This is a genomic window from Janthinobacterium sp. YR213 (assembly GCF_900099875.1).
Classification (GTDB): Bacteria; Pseudomonadota; Gammaproteobacteria; order Burkholderiales; family Burkholderiaceae_D; genus Janthinobacterium; species Janthinobacterium lividum.
Map to the genome: position 1 here is coordinate 1768994 of NZ_FNDA01000001.1, position 15351 is coordinate 1784344.

14 protein-coding genes are annotated in these 15351 nt (G+C 64.5%); 8 read left to right on the top strand and 6 right to left on the bottom strand.

Annotation, left to right across the window (positions count from 1 at the left end; translation table 11 throughout):
* Positions 1 to 4: 4 nt before the first annotated feature.
* Positions 5 to 1498 (bottom strand): acetyl-CoA hydrolase/transferase family protein, encoded by a 1494-nt coding sequence (locus tag BLT98_RS07875; protein ID WP_092607045.1) that lies wholly within the window; start codon positions 1496 to 1498, stop codon positions 5 to 7.
* 160 nt (positions 1499 to 1658) lie between these two features.
* Here BLT98_RS07875 and BLT98_RS07880 point away from each other — a divergent pair, with 160 nt between their 5' ends.
* Positions 1659 to 2552, top strand: a complete 894-nt coding sequence (locus tag BLT98_RS07880; protein ID WP_092606308.1) for a LysR substrate-binding domain-containing protein — start codon at positions 1659 to 1661, stop codon at positions 2550 to 2552.
* Positions 2553 to 2604: 52 nt separating this feature from the next.
* Here BLT98_RS07880 and fucP read toward each other — a convergent pair whose 3' ends face one another.
* The gene (gene fucP / locus BLT98_RS07885) at positions 2605 to 3909 is read right to left on the bottom strand and encodes an L-fucose:H+ symporter permease (RefSeq protein WP_092607048.1); all 1305 of its coding nucleotides are present in this window, start codon (positions 3907 to 3909) and stop codon (positions 2605 to 2607) included.
* Positions 3910 to 4345: 436 nt separating this feature from the next.
* Between fucP and BLT98_RS07890 the strand changes: the two genes are divergently transcribed.
* On the top strand, positions 4346 to 4579 hold the full coding sequence (locus BLT98_RS07890) for a DUF3563 family protein (RefSeq protein WP_092606310.1): 234 nt from the start codon (positions 4346 to 4348) through the stop codon (positions 4577 to 4579).
* A 99-nt stretch (positions 4580 to 4678) separates the two neighbouring features.
* A complete protein-coding gene (locus tag BLT98_RS07895; protein WP_092606312.1) occupies positions 4679 to 5206 on the top strand; it encodes an NADPH-dependent FMN reductase in 528 nt (175 codons plus the stop codon).
* Positions 5207 to 5264: 58 nt separating this feature from the next.
* Here BLT98_RS07895 and BLT98_RS07900 read toward each other — a convergent pair whose 3' ends face one another.
* The 4 genes from BLT98_RS07900 to BLT98_RS07915 all read right to left on the bottom strand — a co-directional run bounded on the left by BLT98_RS07900 (position 5265) and on the right by BLT98_RS07915 (position 10020).
* Positions 5265 to 6968 (bottom strand): lactate permease LctP family transporter, encoded by a 1704-nt coding sequence (locus BLT98_RS07900; RefSeq protein WP_092606314.1) that lies wholly within the window; start codon positions 6966 to 6968, stop codon positions 5265 to 5267.
* An 87-nt stretch (positions 6969 to 7055) separates the two neighbouring features.
* Positions 7056 to 8501, bottom strand: coding sequence for a LutB/LldF family L-lactate oxidation iron-sulfur protein (locus BLT98_RS07905; protein ID WP_092606316.1), 1446 nt, complete (start codon positions 8499 to 8501; stop codon positions 7056 to 7058).
* Positions 8498 to 9214, bottom strand: coding sequence for a LutC/YkgG family protein (locus BLT98_RS07910; RefSeq protein WP_092606318.1), 717 nt, complete (start codon positions 9212 to 9214; stop codon positions 8498 to 8500). Before BLT98_RS07910 ends, BLT98_RS07905 begins: the two co-directional genes overlap by 4 nt.
* The gene (locus BLT98_RS07915) at positions 9211 to 10020 is read right to left on the bottom strand and encodes a (Fe-S)-binding protein (protein WP_092606321.1); all 810 of its coding nucleotides are present in this window, start codon (positions 10018 to 10020) and stop codon (positions 9211 to 9213) included. The genes BLT98_RS07910 and BLT98_RS07915 overlap by 4 nt, the downstream gene beginning before the upstream one ends.
* Before the next feature lie 152 nt (positions 10021 to 10172).
* On the opposite strand from BLT98_RS07915, the gene BLT98_RS07920 reads away from it, so the two are divergent.
* From BLT98_RS07920 to BLT98_RS07940, 5 genes are all read left to right on the top strand, one after another.
* Positions 10173 to 10874 carry a FadR/GntR family transcriptional regulator gene (locus BLT98_RS07920; RefSeq protein WP_244517419.1) on the top strand — a complete coding sequence of 234 codons (702 nt, stop codon included), beginning with the start codon at positions 10173 to 10175 and terminating at the stop codon, positions 10872 to 10874.
* 80 nt (positions 10875 to 10954) lie between these two features.
* Positions 10955 to 11368, top strand: coding sequence for a hypothetical protein (locus tag BLT98_RS07925; RefSeq protein ID WP_092606323.1), 414 nt, complete (start codon positions 10955 to 10957; stop codon positions 11366 to 11368).
* A gap of 239 nt (positions 11369 to 11607) precedes the next feature.
* On the top strand, positions 11608 to 12402 hold the full coding sequence (locus BLT98_RS07930) for a TorF family putative porin (RefSeq protein WP_170846315.1): 795 nt from the start codon (positions 11608 to 11610) through the stop codon (positions 12400 to 12402).
* A 57-nt stretch (positions 12403 to 12459) separates the two neighbouring features.
* Positions 12460 to 14544, top strand: coding sequence for a methyl-accepting chemotaxis protein (locus BLT98_RS07935; RefSeq protein ID WP_092606327.1), 2085 nt, complete (start codon positions 12460 to 12462; stop codon positions 14542 to 14544).
* Positions 14545 to 14605: 61 nt separating this feature from the next.
* Entirely contained in the window at positions 14606 to 15298 is a 693-nt protein-coding gene (locus tag BLT98_RS07940; RefSeq protein WP_139179154.1) for a hypothetical protein, read from the top strand.
* The last annotated feature ends 53 nt before the right edge of the window (positions 15299 to 15351 follow it).

The following is a 15351-nucleotide window of genomic DNA, read 5'->3' on the forward strand; positions in this document are numbered from 1 at the left end:
CCTGCTACGCTGCCAGCATGCTCTGCGTTTCCTGGTAGCGCACATGCCACGACAGCGCCTGCTCCAGGATGTGCGGCGTATGGCCGCCGCGCTGGCATGCCGCGTCATAATAAGCACGCAGTTGCGCGCGGTAATCGGGATGCGTGCAGCGCTCGATGATCAGCGGCGCCCGTTCGCGCGGCGCCAGTCCGCGCAAGTCCGCAAAACCCCACTCCGTCACCAGCACGTCGACGTCATGCTCCGTATGGTCGACATGCGAGACCATCGGCACGACGCTGGAAATGCGCCCGCCCTTGGCCGCCGATTTCGACACGAACATCGACACTTGCCCATTGCGCGCAAAGTCGCCCGAGCCGCCGATGCCGTTCATCATGTGCGTGCCGCACACGTGCGTGGAATTGACGTTGCCGTAGATATCGAACTCGAGCGCCGTGTTCAGGGCGATGATGCCCAGACGGCGCACGATCTCGGGATGGTTGCTGATCTCTTGCGGGCGCAGCACGATCTTCGAGCGGTAATGGTCGATATTGTCCATCAGCTTCTGGTGCACGGCGGCCGACAGGGTGATCGACGAGGCCGAGGCAAACGCCAGCTGGCCCGAATCGAGCAGCTCGATGGCGCTGTCCTGCAGCACTTCCGAATACATCGTCATGTTCTGGAAGGGCGAGCCGATCAGGCCATGCAGCACGGCGTTGGCGATGGTGCCGATGCCCGCCTGCAGAGGCAGCAGTTCCGGCCCCATGCGCCCGGCCGCCACTTCGCCTTCGAGAAAAGCGATCACGTGGCCGGCGATGGCCTGCGTTTCCGCGTCAGGCGGCAAGGCGTTCGACGGGCTGTCGGGGCTGTCCGTGATGACGATGGCGGCGATGCGGGCCGGGTCGATGGCGATGGCCGTGCTGCCCAGGCGCTGGTCGACGCGCGTGAGCGGTATCGGCTCGCGGCCCGGCAGGGTTTGCGGTATATAAATGTCATGCAAGCCTTCCAGCGCCAGCGGCGTGGACAGGTTGATTTCGATGATGACTTGCGTGGCCTGCTGGGCGAACGCGGCGGAGTTGCCCACCGACATGGTCGGAATGACGGCGCCGGCGGCCGTGATGGCCGTCGCTTCGATGACCGCGATGTCGACGGCGGCCAGGTTGCCCGAACGCAGCTGCTCGGCCGTTTCCGACAGGTGCTGGTCGATGAACATGACTTCGCCGTTGTTGATCTTGCCGCGCAAGACGGGGTCGACCTGGAACGGCATGCGACGCGCCAGCACGCCCGCCTCGGCCATCAGGCCGTCGCTGCCATTGCCCAGCGAAGCGCCCGTGATCAGGGTCAGGCTCAATGGATCTTGCAGGGCACGTTCGGCCAGCGCGCGCGGCAAGGCCTTGGCGTCGCCGGCACGGGTAAAGCCGCTCATGCCGACACGCATGCCGTTGTGAAACAATTTGGCTGCCTCATCGGCGCTCATGATTTTGCTGAGCAAGCCTGGGTGGCGGATACGGTCCTCGTACATCGTGATGCTCCTGATATTCTTAATATTCTCAAACTGGATGGCTGTCATACACCAGCCCCATAAGTGGTTTCAGTATAAAATCCCGTCCACATGCATGGCATGAATTAATTTCGTCACATCCAGTCGATATTTTCATGCCCTGCCAACACTGAGCACTCCCTTGGATATCCGTTCCCTGCGCTATTTCGTCGAAACCGTGCGCCTGTCGAGCTTTACGCAGGCGGCCGAGTCGCTGCACCTGACCCAGTCGACCATCAGCAAGATGGTGCGCCAGCTGGAAGACGAGGTGGGCGCCCAGCTGCTGGTGCGCGACGGGCGCAAGCTGACCCTGACGGACACGGGCCGCATCGTCTACCAGCACGGCCAGGAGATGCTGGCCAATATGCGCCAGCTGACCCTGGAAGTGCGCGACACCCAGGCCTTGCAGCGCGGCAGCCTGGCGGTCGGCATCCCGCCCATGATCAACGTGCTGTTTACGCCCGTATTAAAAGCCTTTCGCGCGCGCCATCCGAACATCAGCCTGACCCTGCAGGAAGACACGGGCCAGCAGATCGAGCGCAAGGTGGCGGGGGGCGAGCTGGAAATCGGCATGACGGTGCTGCCGGCCGACCCGGAACTCGACCTCGTGGCGGTGGAAGTGGCCAACTACCCGATCTGGGCCCTGGCCGAGCCGGGCACGTTCCAGAAAAACCGCACGACACTGCCCTTCAAGGCGCTGGCCGAACTGCCGCTGGTGTTATTGAAGGATGATTTCGCGCTCACGCGCAGCCTGCGCCAGCATTTCGCGCAAGCGGGCTTCACGCCGACGATTGCGGCCCAGAGCGGGCAGTGGGACTGGCTGGTGGCGATGGCCTCGGCGGGCCTGGGGGTGGCCCTGCTGCCCGAGCCGTTCATCCACCGCCTGGCCGGCGAACGGCTGGAAGCGGTGCGCATCGTCGAACCGGAAGTGGCGTGGCAGGTGGCGCATGTCTGGAGCGGACGTTATCTGTCGCACGCGGCGCGCGCCTGGCTCGAGGTGTGCCAGGACGTGCTGGGTACGCAGTTCGCGCACTGACGTAAAAAAAGGGTGGCCGAGGCCACCCTTTTGATTGATCGCGCCACCTTGCTTATTTGGCGGCGTCGTCCTTGTACATGCTGGCGTATTTCCAGCCGAAGTACAGAATGAAGGTGTAGCACAGGGCCGGCACGAGGAAGGACAGCTGCAGGTTGATGTGGTCGGCCAGGAAGCCCTGGATGAACGGCACGATGGCGCCGCCGACGATGGCCATGCACAGGATGCCCGAACCTTGGCCCGTTTGCGCGCCCAGCTTGTTCAGGGCCATGCTGAAGATGGTCGGGAACATGATGGAGTTGAACAGGCCGACGGCGATCAGTGCCCACATGGCCGTGTGACCGCTGGAGAACACGGCGACGAGGATCAGCGCGATGACGACGGCGGCGTTGAAGGCCAGGGTCTTGCCCGGGCTGACATAGCGCATCACGGCAAAACCGACGAAACGGCCCAGCATGGCGCCACCCCAGTAATAGCTGACGAAATAGGCGGCATCGGCGTGGCTGAGGCCAGCGATATGGCTCTCGCCGAGGAAGTTGATCAGGAAGCTGCCGATGCTGACTTCACCGCCCACATACAGGAAGATGGCCAGCGCGCCCAGCACCAGGTGGCGGTGCGACCAGATCGAAACCTTGTGGCCATCCTGCGCCACGGCAGCCGCATCATCGGCGTGCGAAATCTTCGGCAATTTTGCCAGTGCGAACAGCACGGCCAGTATCACCAGGGTGGCGGCCAGCACCAGGTACGGGCCTTGCACCGAGGCCGCTTCCTTGGCGCGGTAAGCCAGCTGCTCGGCTGCCGGCAGCAGGTCGAACTGCTGCACCGTCAGCACGGTGCCCGACAAAATCAGCATGCCGCCCAGGGCCGGCGCCACGGTGGTGCCCAGCGCGTTGAACGCCTGCGTCAGGGTCAGGCGGCTCGACGCCGTCTGCGGGTCGCCCAGTTCCGTCACATACGGATTGGCCGCCACCTGCAGCACGGTGATGCCGGCCGCCAGGATGAAGAAGGACAAGAGGAACAGCGCATAGCTGCCGGTGGACGCCGGGTAGAACATGGCGCAGCCGGCGGCCGCGATCAGCAAGCCCGCGACGACGCCGCGCTGGTAGCCGATCTTCTTGATCAGCATGCCGGCCGGCAGCGAGACGATGGCGTAGGCGCCAAAGAAGCAGAACTGCACCAGCATCGCCTGGACATAGGTCAAGGTGTAGATCGAGCGCAGATGGGGAATCAGCACATCATTGAGCGATGTCAGCAATCCCCACATGAAAAACAGCACCGTGACAATGATCAGAGCGCCTGTATTGTTTTGCGTGCCGGCCCGTGCGGACGGTACGCCCTGGCCTTGCTTTACGTATTCCATACCTTCTCCATTTTTCAATTCCAAGTTGATCGCGCCAGGCATGGAAGCGTTTCCACCCGGGCAGCGCCAGGACGCGCAAGCGCCACGCAGATATCAGCGTGGGCCATGACTGCCATCAACGATAAAGGGGCAGGCATGGCACGTCTCGCGCGCGGCAGGCGCACGGCCGACCGTTTCTCGTCAGAACGATGTCTTGTGGGCGCGGCACGCCTGCGGGCTGCGTCTGAAAACAACATCCAAGATAAAAACGTCTTGTAGTAAAACTACGATGCTGCGCCGGCATTATGCCTTAAAGCCCCGTATTGCGCAGCTTTCCCGCCTGTTATTTAAAAAATGAATAGCTGACATTTGAAATCAAAAGTAGCCTTATAACTTGGAATCGCTATACTTATATTGCAGTGCAGCACAACGCGGCACGCCACACAAGGAGTCTGCCATGTCTACCGCATTTACTTACCACACCACGCAAAACAGCAATATCGTCGCCACCCTCGTACACGCCGCCAAGCGCGTGAGCGCCTGGCTGAACCAAAGCAGCGACCGCCGCGAGCGCGCTTACGAAGAAGCCTACCTGGCCGAATCGACCGACCGCTACGACCTGGAATACCGCATGCGCGAACTGGCCCGCGCCAACCCGCAGCCAAGCTGGATGAGTGGCCTGAGCCGTTAATCAGTACTGCAGCACGCAGCCCATCACCGGCTGTAGCAACAACGATAGCGCCATCCTGCTCGCCTTGCGCTTGAGCACAGGATGGGCTATACAGGCGGGATGCAAACGCCCATTACCATCCTCGCCATCGCCGGCAGCCTGCGCGCCGCCTCGCTGAACACCGCCCTGCTGCACGCCATCGCAAGGCTTGCCCCAGCGCCATTCGAGATCCGCATCTATCCCGGACTCGGTGAATTACCCCTGTTCAATCCCGACCTCGACGCCGACAGCTTGCCAGCCGTGACGGCCCTGCGCGACGCCATCCTGGCGGCCGACGTGCTGATGCTGGCCAGCCCCGAATATGCGCACGGCGTGAGCGGCCCCATGAAAAATGGGCTGGACTGGATGGTGGGAAATGAATCGTTCATCGACAAGCCGCTGGTGCTGCTGAACACCTCGCCGCGCGCCACGCATGCGCAGGCGGCCTTGCGCGAAACGGTACGTACCATGTCGGCGCGGCTGATCGACGAAGCCTGCATCAGCCTGCCCCTGCTGGGGTCGGGTCTCGATGCGGAGGGTATCGCCGCGGACCCGGCATTGCGCCGGACCATCCTCGATATGTTGCAGTGCATCAGGTCATTTTCATGACCTTCTGCACGTTTTACTATCATTTCATCTAGTTTTACTACGTACTTCTACGGATCGCTCAGTGCGGGATCATGCCGGTGAACACGTACGCCTGCAGCATGGTGATGATGCCGATGATCACGGCAAACAGCAGGCTGTGCTTCAAGGTAAAGCGGAACAGGTCCGATTCCTTGCCCACCAGGCCAGTGGCGGCGCAGGCGACGGCGATCGACTGGGGCGAAATCATCTTGCCCGTCACGCCACCCGTCGTATTGGCCGCCACCAGCAAGGTATCGGACACGCCGATCTGGTGCGCCGTGGTATTTTGCAGGGAGCAGAACAAGGCATTCGACGACGTATCGGACCCCGTCAGGAACACGCCCAGCCAGCCCAGGAACGGCGAGAAGAACGGGAAGGCGGCGCCGCTGCCAGCCAGCAGCAGGGCCAGGGTGGACGACATGCCAGAATAGTTGGCAACGAAGGCAAACGCCAGCACCAGGCCGATCGACAGCACGGGACGGCGCAATTCCACGAGCGTTTCCACGAAGGCCTTGATGCCATCGCGCGGCTTCATGCGCAGCATCCACATGGACAGCACGGCCGTCAGCAAGATCGCCGTGCCCACGGCCGACAGCAGGTCGAGCTTGAAGACGGCGTCATACGCTTTCGGCGCGGCGACGATGGGCATCGTCTTGATCACCAGCTGGTCCAGGTAAGGCACGTGGATCTTCACGACCAGGCTGGATAACGCGCCGCCGGCGGCGAACAGGGACTTGAAGCCGGGCAGGCTCCAGACGGTGACGATGGCCGTCAGCAGGCCGAACGGCGCCCAGGCGCGCGCCGTTTGCGCCAAGGTGTAGGGCGAAGCGGCGCGGCTGCCGCTGCCGCGCAAGTCCGCACTGCCTGCGCCGCCAAAACCGGACAGCGCAGCGGCGCCGCCGCCGACGGCGTTGACCACCTTGGCATTCTTCGGCTGCCATACTTTCAGGAACAGGGTCAGCGACACCAGGCTGACGAGGGCCGAAGTGATGTCCGGCAGCTCCGGCCCGATATGGTTGGACGTGAAATACTGGGTGATGGCAAAGCTGGCGCCCGTCACCAGGGCGGCCGGCCACACTTCGCGCACGCCGCGCACGCCATCCATCATGAACACCAGCCAGAATGGCACGGCCAGCGACAGCAACGGCAACTGGCGGCCCGCCATGGCGCCGATCAGGAAGGGGTCGATGCCCGTCACCTGGCCCGCCACGATGATGGGGATGCCCATGGCGCCAAAGGCCACGGGCGCCGTATTGGCGATCAGGCACAGGCCCGCCGCATACAGCGGGTTGAAGCCCAGGCCCACCAGCAGGGCCGAGGTGATGGCCACGGGCGCGCCGAAACCGGCCGCCCCTTCCAGGAAGGCGCCGAAGGCAAAGCCGATCAGCAGTACCTGCAAGCGCTGGTCATCCGTCACCGACAGCACGGAGGCGCGGATGATCTCGATCTGCCCCGTCTTGACGACGATCTTGTACAGGAAGACGGCCGTGACGATGATCCAGGCGATGGGCCACAAGCCATACGCGAAGCCGTAGCCGGCCGCCGCCAGCGCCTGCGGCACGGGCATGCCGTACGCAAAAATCGCCACGGCCAGCGCCAGCGCCAGGGTGACGGCGGCCGCCACATGGCCCTTGATGCGCAGCGCGGCCAGGGCGATGAAGAAGAAAATGATGGGAACGGCTGCCGCCAGCGACGACAGCCACAGGCTGCCGAGCGGTGTATAAAGTTGGGTCCAGGTTTGCATGTCGGGTCTCCTCCGGTGGATGCGGGTTAAGTGAAAAAACGGCTTTGCTGTATTTTTTTGCGGCGTATTTTTCTGTGGAAGCCGGCGCTACTCTTCCTGGCCCCGCGCATTGAGCAGGTCGGCCAGGCTGCGCGACGCCGGCGTCAAGGGCTTGCGATGCTGCGTCCAGCCCAGTTGCGCGCGCGGCGTCAGCATCCGCAGGCGCGTGGCCGCCCAGCGGAACAAACGGTAGCTGGCAGGGCGCGCGAAGGCGCCGCTCCAGAAGCGCCAGATCAGGCTTTCGCCGCGGCTGAACTTGGCGCCCTGCCCGCGCAGCGGATGCGCCACCTGCTCGCCGGGATTGCGATTGGCCTCCGTGCGCAGGCGCACCAGCAATTGAGGAATCGGGATGCGCACGGGGCACACTTCGCCGCAGGCGCCGCACAGGCTCGATGCGGTGGCCAGGTCCGCCGTCGCAGCTAGTCCCAGCAAGTGGGGCGAGATGATCTTGCCGATCGGCCCCGGATACGTGGTGCCGTAGGCGTGGCCGCCGATGCGCGTGTAGACGGGGCAGTGGTTCATGCAGGCGCCGCAGCGGATGCATTGCAGGGTGGCGCGCAGTTGCTCGTCCGCGTAAGCCTGGCTGCGGCCGTTGTCGAGCAAGACCAGGTGCACTTCGCGCGGCCCATCCTGTTCACCGGCGCGGCGCGGGCCGGAAATCAGGTTGAAATACGTGGTGACGGCCTGCCCCGTGGCAGAACGCGTCAGCAAGCTGGCCAGCGGCACGATATGTTCCAGCTTGGCCACCACTTTTTCCATGCCCATGATGGCGATGTGGATCTCCGGCACGGACGTCGTCAGCCGGCCATTGCCCTCGTTTTCCACCAGCCACAGGGTGCCCGTGTCGGCTGCCGCGAAGTTCACGCCGGACAGGCCGATGTCCGCCTCGACAAACGCCTGGCGCAGGGCGCGCCGCCCCGTCTGGATCAGGCTGTCGACGTCTTCCGTGTAGGGCGCGTCGGGAATATGCTCGGCGAACAGGCCGGCGATATCGGCTTTCGTCTTGTGAATCGCCGGCATGACGATGTGCGACGGCTTTTCGCCGGCCAGCTGCACGATGTACTCGCCCATGTCCGACTCCAGGCACGTCATGCCGCGCGCTTCCAGGTAGTGATTTAGCTCGATCTCCTCGCTGGCCATCGACTTGCCCTTGATGAAGCGCGTCGCCCGGTTCCTTTCCGCGATGGCGTGGATGATGGCGTTGGCCTGTTCGCCATCCTCGGCCCAGTGCACCTGCACGCCGGCCGCCGTCAGCTTGTCTTCCAGCTGCACCAGCAAATCGGGCAGGCGCGCCAGCGCGTGCTGGCGCACGGCTTCGCCGATGTCGCGCAGGCGTTCCAGTTCGTCGCCGTCGGGGAACTGGGCGCTGCGCTTGTCCTGTAAAAAATCCATGGCGCCGCGAAAGCTCTGGCGCAGCTTCGGGTCGTCCAGCGCGGCGCGGGCGCGCGCATGGAAGTCGGCCGGCTTGACGAATTGCAGTGGCTTGGCGTTCATGGCTGGCCTCTTTCCTGGGCTGGCAAGTCATCGATGATCAGCACCCACAGCCAGCGCGGACCGTGCGCGCCATAGGCGAGGGTTTGCTGGATGTCCGACGTTTTCGAAGGACCCGACACGAGCACCAGGTTGGCCGGCATACCGTCGGCCCAGCGCTCGGCGCGCGCCGCCGCATGCAAGTCCACGTGCAGGGTGCTGGCATACACGAGGCAGACATGCAGGGGCGGCGCCAGCGATACCGTGCGCGGCGTGGCCGCGTCGGGCGCGATGACCAGGGTACCCGTGGCGGCAATGCCGGAACGGGCGACGGTAAAACCGGCATCGACGGTATCGAACAATTCGCCCTTCCACTGCGCCAGCGGACGCTCGAAAGACAGCGCTTCCACGCCTTCCGGCAAGGCGGCGCGCAAGGCCCGCCCCTCGGCGCTGCCGGCATCGAGCAGCAAACGGCGTACGCCGTGCGCACAGAGGCGCTGCGCCAGCAGGGTGGGCCAGGCATCGCCGCTCACGCAGTCGACTTCCGCATGCGCGGCGCGCAGGGCTGCCTGCAGGGCGGCGATCCTGTCCCGTGCCGGCAGCGGTGCTGCGGCGCGGCGCGCCGAATAGTGCCTGTCGATGGCGGCATCGATGGCCTCCACCGCTTCGGGCGCGGAAGGCGCGGCGGCGCGCAGGCGTCCCAGCATGCGTTCGCGGGCCGTCAAGATCGCGCTCATGCCGCGCCTCCCGTGCGGCGCCACAAAAAGCTGGCCAGGTGTTCGACGGGCAGCGGCGCGCCCTGGTGCTGCGCGGCGTGGCCGATATTGAGCAGGCAGCCGCAGTCGGCCGAGACGAGCCGGTCGCAGCCCGTGGCGAAGGCCGAGGCGATCTTGTCGCTGACCATGGCGCCGGAAATGTCCGGGTGCTTCAATGAAAACGTGCCGCCAAAGCCGCAGCATTCCGATTCGCGCTGGTGTTCGATGCGCGTCACGCCGGGCAAGGCGTCAAGCAAGGCCACGCCGTGCACCCGCGTGCCCATTTCGCGGCGCGCACCGCACGAGGTATGCAGCACCACGTTTTCATCGGCCTGTCCGGGATTGGCCAGGGCCAGGCCGGCCAGGTCGAGCCGCAGCACGCAGACGAGAAATTCGCTCAGTTCATACACGCGCTCGGCCAGTTCGGCCGCCTTGGGACCGGCGACGGGGTCGTCCTGGAACAGCTGCGGCCAGTGGTGGCGCATCATGCCGGCGCAGGAGCCGGATGGCACGATCACGGGCCACGGCTGCGCAAACAGGTCGAGCTGGGCGCGGGCCACGGCGCGCGCCTGCTCCGGGTTGCCGCTGCTGTAGGCGGGCTGGCCGCAGCAGCTCTGGCCGCGCGGATAATGCACCAGCAAGCCCTCCCGCTCCAGCAGGCGCACCGCGTCGAGCCCCGCCTGCGGTACGAACAGGTCGACCAGGCAGGTGGCGAACAGGTACACCTGGAGCGGCGCATGTGGGTAGTGGCGTGGAGCGTGGCGCGGCTGGCGCGGGTCTGGCTGCATGAGTGTGTCTCCCCGGCGCTCTGTGTGTTGCTGCGGCGCCGCTGTGTGTTGTTAAGAATGACCGGTTCACGCATAATTCCAGCTTCCGCAAGCCACTTCAAATTGCTTGGACCACTTTAAAACAACACCGGAAGACAGCGATGGCGACAGGCATGCAAACGCGGGGCAGGGTCGAGATGGTGATGCGCAGGCTGGAAACGTCCCTGCTGGACGGCAGCTTGCCGGCGGGCGCGCAGCTGCCGGCAGAACGCCTGCTGGCGCTGCAATATGGGGTCTCGCGCAATACCGTGCGCGAAGCGGTGCAGCGGCTGGCGGCGCGGGGACTGGTGCGCAGCCGGCGCGGCGCGGGCGTGTTCGTGACGGATCAATTGCGCACGGGCATGGCTTCGCCGTGGAGCCAGCTGGTGGCCGACCACCCCGCCCTGCGCGACGACATCCTGGAATTTCGCCGCGTGCTGGAAGGGGCGACGGCCTACTTTGCGGCGCAGCGGGCCAGCGTGGACGAGCGCGCGCAAATCATGGCGCTGCTGGCCGAGCTGGAACAGGCGCGCGCCAGCGACGACAAGCACGGCGAGGCGCAGGCCGATGCACGGCTGCATGAAGTCATCGCGCAAGCGTCGCACAACACCATGTTTTTACACCTGCACACCAGCATCATCGGCATGCTGCGCGAACACATCACCATCAATGGCACGGGCTTGCGCCAGCAGGATGACGCCACGTCGCTGCACCTGCTGTCGCAGCACCGCACCCTGTGCGAGGCCATCTGCGCCAGCCAGCCCGAGGAAGCGCGCACGGCCATGCAAAGCCACATCGATTTCGTGCGCACGCGCGTCACCAGCGACGACGATTGATGCACTGGTAGGACCAGTACAGGAGCACGGCGGCCGCAAAAACTGCTACCATCGCGCGCCGCCACTCCTTTCGTCCGCCCATGACCGTCCTCAGCCACACTCATCCGCTGGTACTGCAGCTGGAAAACGACTTGCTGCCCCTGTTCCGCGCCGCCCTGCCGCCACTCGCGGCCGCCGTGCCCCGGGCGCTCGCCTCCGTCTTCGCCTTTTCCAGCGGTACGGCCAGCGCTTTCCAGGATTATCACTTCGGCATTTCCTGCCTGCTCGAGGACATGCCCGACGATGCCCCCGAGGAAGTCGCCCTGCTGGTCAGCGTCACGGGCCTCGGCGCCGGCGCCCGGCTGGGCGCACAGGTTGTCTGGGGCCAGCCATCGGGCCTGGTGGAAATGCAGGCCGAACTGCAGGCCGGCGACATGCCAGCCTTGCATGCGGCCCTGCCCTGCCTGCTGGCCAGCCTGCGACAGGCCGCCAGCCGGGGCAGGCCGGAAATGTGACAGGAGCATGAAAAAGTGCCAGGAAACAACAACTTACGCTTTCCGCAGCGCAACTTTGTTGACTTCCACTAGCCCCAGCCCCTATCCTTTCAGTTACGTTTGGTGAGAATGTGTGCATGTTCATGCGAGCATGCCCGCAAGCCGCCTTGCCCCCACAAAAGTCCATTCCGCATTTTTATTGCAACCATCAGGGCAACGCGCCTGGACGGCCGCTGCCAGCAAATACGGAGCTGACTGCCATGCCATCGCACCACCATTTCCCCGGATCATCCTTGCTGGGCTGCGCCTTCCTGCTGGCGGCCGCCCTGCCCGTGCAGGCCCAGACCACGGACGGCGCTGCCGCCACCTTCAGCGCCAATGCCAGCCTCACTTCGCAATACATTTCGCGCGGCTTTCGCCAGACCTGGGGCAAACCCGCCCTGCAGGCGGGTGCCGACTACGCGCACCCGAGCGGCTGGTCGCTGGGCACCTGGGCTTCCACCGTCAGCGACCGCTATATAGAGGATGCGACCATCGAATGGGACCTGTACGGCGGCTACAGCGGCACGGTGGGCGAGCTCGGCTACAGCGTGCTGGCCTACTATTACAAATACCCGGGCGCCGTGTACCGCGCCACGGGTGTCAAGTACGACTATGGCGAACTGTCGCTGGGCCTCAGCTACAAGATGCTGTATGCCAAATACAACCATACGGTCACGCGCGATTTCTTTGGCATCACGCATGCGCGCGGCACGGGTTACCTGGACGTGGGCGCGAATGTCGACCTGGGCAATGCCTGGACCTTGAACCTGCACGCCGGCAATGGCCGGGTGGCGGGCGCGGGCAATGCCATCTGGAACTGGCGCGACGCCAAGATCGGCGTCACCAGGGCCTTCGACGGCGGCTGGAGCGCCAGCGCCGCCATCACGCGCGCCTGGGGCGCCACCGATGCCTACGACCATTACACCCTGGGCATCCCGAATGCGGCCGGCCAGTTCGACACATCGAATCCCGCCGCGGCCACCGTCGTGCTGGCCGTCAGCAAGACCTTCTAGGCGCGCTACCCGCGACGCCCATGACATCGATATCCATCCCCATCAAGGAACAGCCTCATGCAACTCTCACTCAACATTAAAATCTGCGTCGCCGCCACCGCGCTCGCCGTCCTCAGCCTCGGCGTCACGGCGGCCGTGATCGGCTACAAGAGCAGCGCCAGCGCCGAAGCGGCCGCGCTGGACCTGGCGCGCACGTCGGCGCGCGAAGTGGCCGGCGCGCTGCAGGCGCGCATCGCCAGCAACCTGTCCAGCGTGTCCAGCCTGGCCGGCGCCATGCGCGGCACCAAAAGCGCAAATTTGCCCCTGCAGCGCGAGCAGATCAATGAGCTGACCAAGGCGACCCTGACCAGTTCGGAAGACTTGCTCGGTTCGGCCGTGACGTGGGAGCCGAACGCGCTCGACGGCAAGGATGCGGATTTCGCCAACCAGAAGCCGTACTACGACGCCAGCGGCCGCTTCATGCCCTACTGGACGCGCGGTGCCGGCGGCAAGCTGCAAGTCGAACCCATCGTCTTCGACCCGAAACCGGGCGCCAACGACTGGTACGACGTGCCCAAGCGCACCGGCAAGACGTTTTTCACGGAACCGTATATCTACCCCGTCGATGGCAAGAATGTGCTGATGGCTTCGCTGGTGGCGCCCATTATGATCGACGGCAGCTTCAAGGGCACGGCCAGTGCCGACTTCATGCTCACGCGCCTGGCGAAAATCCTGGCCGACCTGAAAGTGATCGAGGGCGGCAAGCTGGCCCTGATCTCGAATGGCGGCCTGTACGCGAGCCACCCGGTGCCTGAGCGCCTGGGCAAGAAGGCGGACGACGTGCCGGCTGCCGGCCTGGAGAAAGTGCGCCAGGGCCAGCCGTATGAATACGAGGACGACAAGGGCTACATCCACTTGCTGCAGCCGCTGCAGATCCACCCCGATATCGCCCCGTGGAGCGTGGAACTGAACTTCCCGAAAAGCGTGGCCACCGCTTCGGCGCGCGACCTGATGATCTACACCCTGATCGTCGCCCTGCTGTGCGCGGCGGCCACGGCCGGCATTTTGATCCTCGTCGTCAACCAGCTGACGCGTCCATTGCGCACCCTGGGCCGCACCATGACGGACCTTTCCAGCGGCGACGCCGACCTGCGCGTCAAGCTGGAAGTCAAGGGCACCGACGAGCTGGCCGTCATCGGCAAGGGTTTCAACGCCTTCGTGGAAAAGATCCACGCCGTGCTGCTGCAAGTGCAAGCCAGCGCCGACAACGTGGCCCGTGCCAGCGCGGAAATTGCGCAAGGCAATAACGACCTGTCGGCCCGCACGGAACAGCAAGCCAGTTCGCTGGAAGAGACGGCCGCCTCGGTGGAAGAGCTGACGGGCACCGTCAAGGAAAACGCCGACCATGCGCGCCAGGCGAATCAGCTGGCCGCCTCGGCGTCGGACGTGGCGCAAAAGAGCGGCGAAGTGGTCGGCAAGGTGATCGAAACGATGACCTCGATCAACGACTCGTCGAACAAGATCGTCGACATCATCAGCGTCATCGACGGCATCGCCTTCCAGACGAATATCCTGGCCCTGAACGCGGCCGTGGAAGCGGCGCGCGCGGGCGAACAGGGGCGCGGTTTCGCCGTCGTCGCCACGGAAGTGCGCAACCTGGCGCAGCGCTCCGCGGCGGCAGCGAAGGAAATCAAGCTGCTGATCGACGATTCCGTGGGCAAGGTGGCCGTCGGCAGCAAGCTTGTCGATGAGGCGGGCGCCACCATGGAGCAAGTGGTCGACAGCGTGCGCAAGGTGACAGCCATCATGGCCGACATCAGCGTCGCCACCACCGAGCAAAGCGACGGCATCGCGCAAGTGAACCAGGCGCTGGCGCAGATGGATGGCGTGACGCAGCAAAACGCGGCCCTCGTCGAGGAAGCGGCAGCGGCCGCCGAAAGCCTGCAAGACCAGGCCAGCCATTTGGCCGAGGTGGTCAGCGTGTTCAAGCTGGGCGCGCAGCAACAGGCGGCGGTGCCGGCAGTGAAGACAGTGGCTGCGCCGCGCACGCCGCCAGCCGTCAAGGCGCCGCCGCCAGGCAAGCGCCTCGCCTCGATCAAGCCGGCGCCAGCGGAAAGAACGCAAGCCAAGGCGCCGGCAGGCGATGACTGGGAAGAGTTTTAAGCCGGCCTTTCCTGCCGGCAGCGAGTTACTCTTGATTTAAATCAAGTCACGAATACATTCGGTGAGAATTGCCCCTCATCCATCCTTTTATACTGTTGCCGCGCTCACGGCACGCATGCTTGCCGGAATAAAAGGATGGGGCATGAAAAAAATAGTGGCAGTCTTATTGGCATCAAGCACCGCACTGCTGGCAGGTTGCGGCGGTGGCGGCGGCAGCGGTGGTGCAGGCAATTCCAATGCTGGATCGGCGCTGGCTCCCTATGTCGGTACCTGGCAAGCGCCATGCGATGGACACGAGCGCGAGATCATGGTCGTCGCAGCCAAAGCCGATGGCAGCGGCGCCATGGAACTCAGCTCCACCACCGAAACCTATCTCAAGACCGGCTGCGGCGGCACCTTGCTGGGGACGGAAACCATGACGGCAAAGATCAGCGCGACACCGGATGGCGTGGTCGACGTTCTGGTCAAACTGACGGAAAATGGTGCCGCGAGCAACGTGCGCATCGACAAGCTGAACCTGTCCATTCCCGCCTATGCATTCAACGTCACGGGCCCTGGCGTGCAATACGTGAAGAAAGATGGCAAACAGCAATGGTGCATCGAATATGAAGGCGGCTCCACCTGCCTGCTCGACGAAGGCATGCGCCCGGCGCAAACCATCAAAGGTGGCATCGTCTTGCGCGACAACAACCTCTACACCTTCTCGCATAACGGCACCGCTTATGAACCCGACATGCTATATGTAAAAAAATAAGCGCGTGACTTGCTGCGGAGCCCGTGGCCCCGCAGCTTCAGCGCCTCGGGTCC

Excerpts from the sequence above, each read along its gene's own strand:
- BLT98_RS07905 (WP_092606316.1), bottom strand. The coding sequence starts at position 8,501 with ATGAACGCCAAGCCACTGCAATTCGTCAAGCCGGCCGACTTCCATGCG.
- BLT98_RS07875 (WP_092607045.1), bottom strand. The coding sequence starts at position 1,498 with ATGTACGAGGACCGTATCCGCCACCCAGGCTTGCTCAGCAAAATCATG.
- BLT98_RS07890 (WP_092606310.1), top strand. The coding sequence starts at position 4,346 with ATGTCTACCGCATTTACTTACCACACCACGCAAAACAGCAATATCGTC.
- BLT98_RS07900 (WP_092606314.1), bottom strand. The coding sequence starts at position 6,968 with ATGCAAACCTGGACCCAACTTTATACACCGCTCGGCAGCCTGTGGCTG.
- BLT98_RS07910 (WP_092606318.1), bottom strand. The coding sequence starts at position 9,214 with ATGAGCGCGATCTTGACGGCCCGCGAACGCATGCTGGGACGCCTGCGC.
- fucP (WP_092607048.1), bottom strand. The coding sequence starts at position 3,909 with ATGGAATACGTAAAGCAAGGCCAGGGCGTACCGTCCGCACGGGCCGGC.
- BLT98_RS07895 (WP_092606312.1), top strand. The coding sequence starts at position 4,679 with ATGCAAACGCCCATTACCATCCTCGCCATCGCCGGCAGCCTGCGCGCC.
- BLT98_RS07915 (WP_092606321.1), bottom strand. The coding sequence starts at position 10,020 with ATGCAGCCAGACCCGCGCCAGCCGCGCCACGCTCCACGCCACTACCCA.
- BLT98_RS07930 (WP_170846315.1), top strand. The coding sequence starts at position 11,608 with ATGCCATCGCACCACCATTTCCCCGGATCATCCTTGCTGGGCTGCGCC.
- BLT98_RS07935 (WP_092606327.1), top strand. The coding sequence starts at position 12,460 with ATGCAACTCTCACTCAACATTAAAATCTGCGTCGCCGCCACCGCGCTC.
- BLT98_RS07920 (WP_244517419.1), top strand. The coding sequence starts at position 10,173 with ATGCAAACGCGGGGCAGGGTCGAGATGGTGATGCGCAGGCTGGAAACG.
- BLT98_RS07925 (WP_092606323.1), top strand. The coding sequence starts at position 10,955 with ATGACCGTCCTCAGCCACACTCATCCGCTGGTACTGCAGCTGGAAAAC.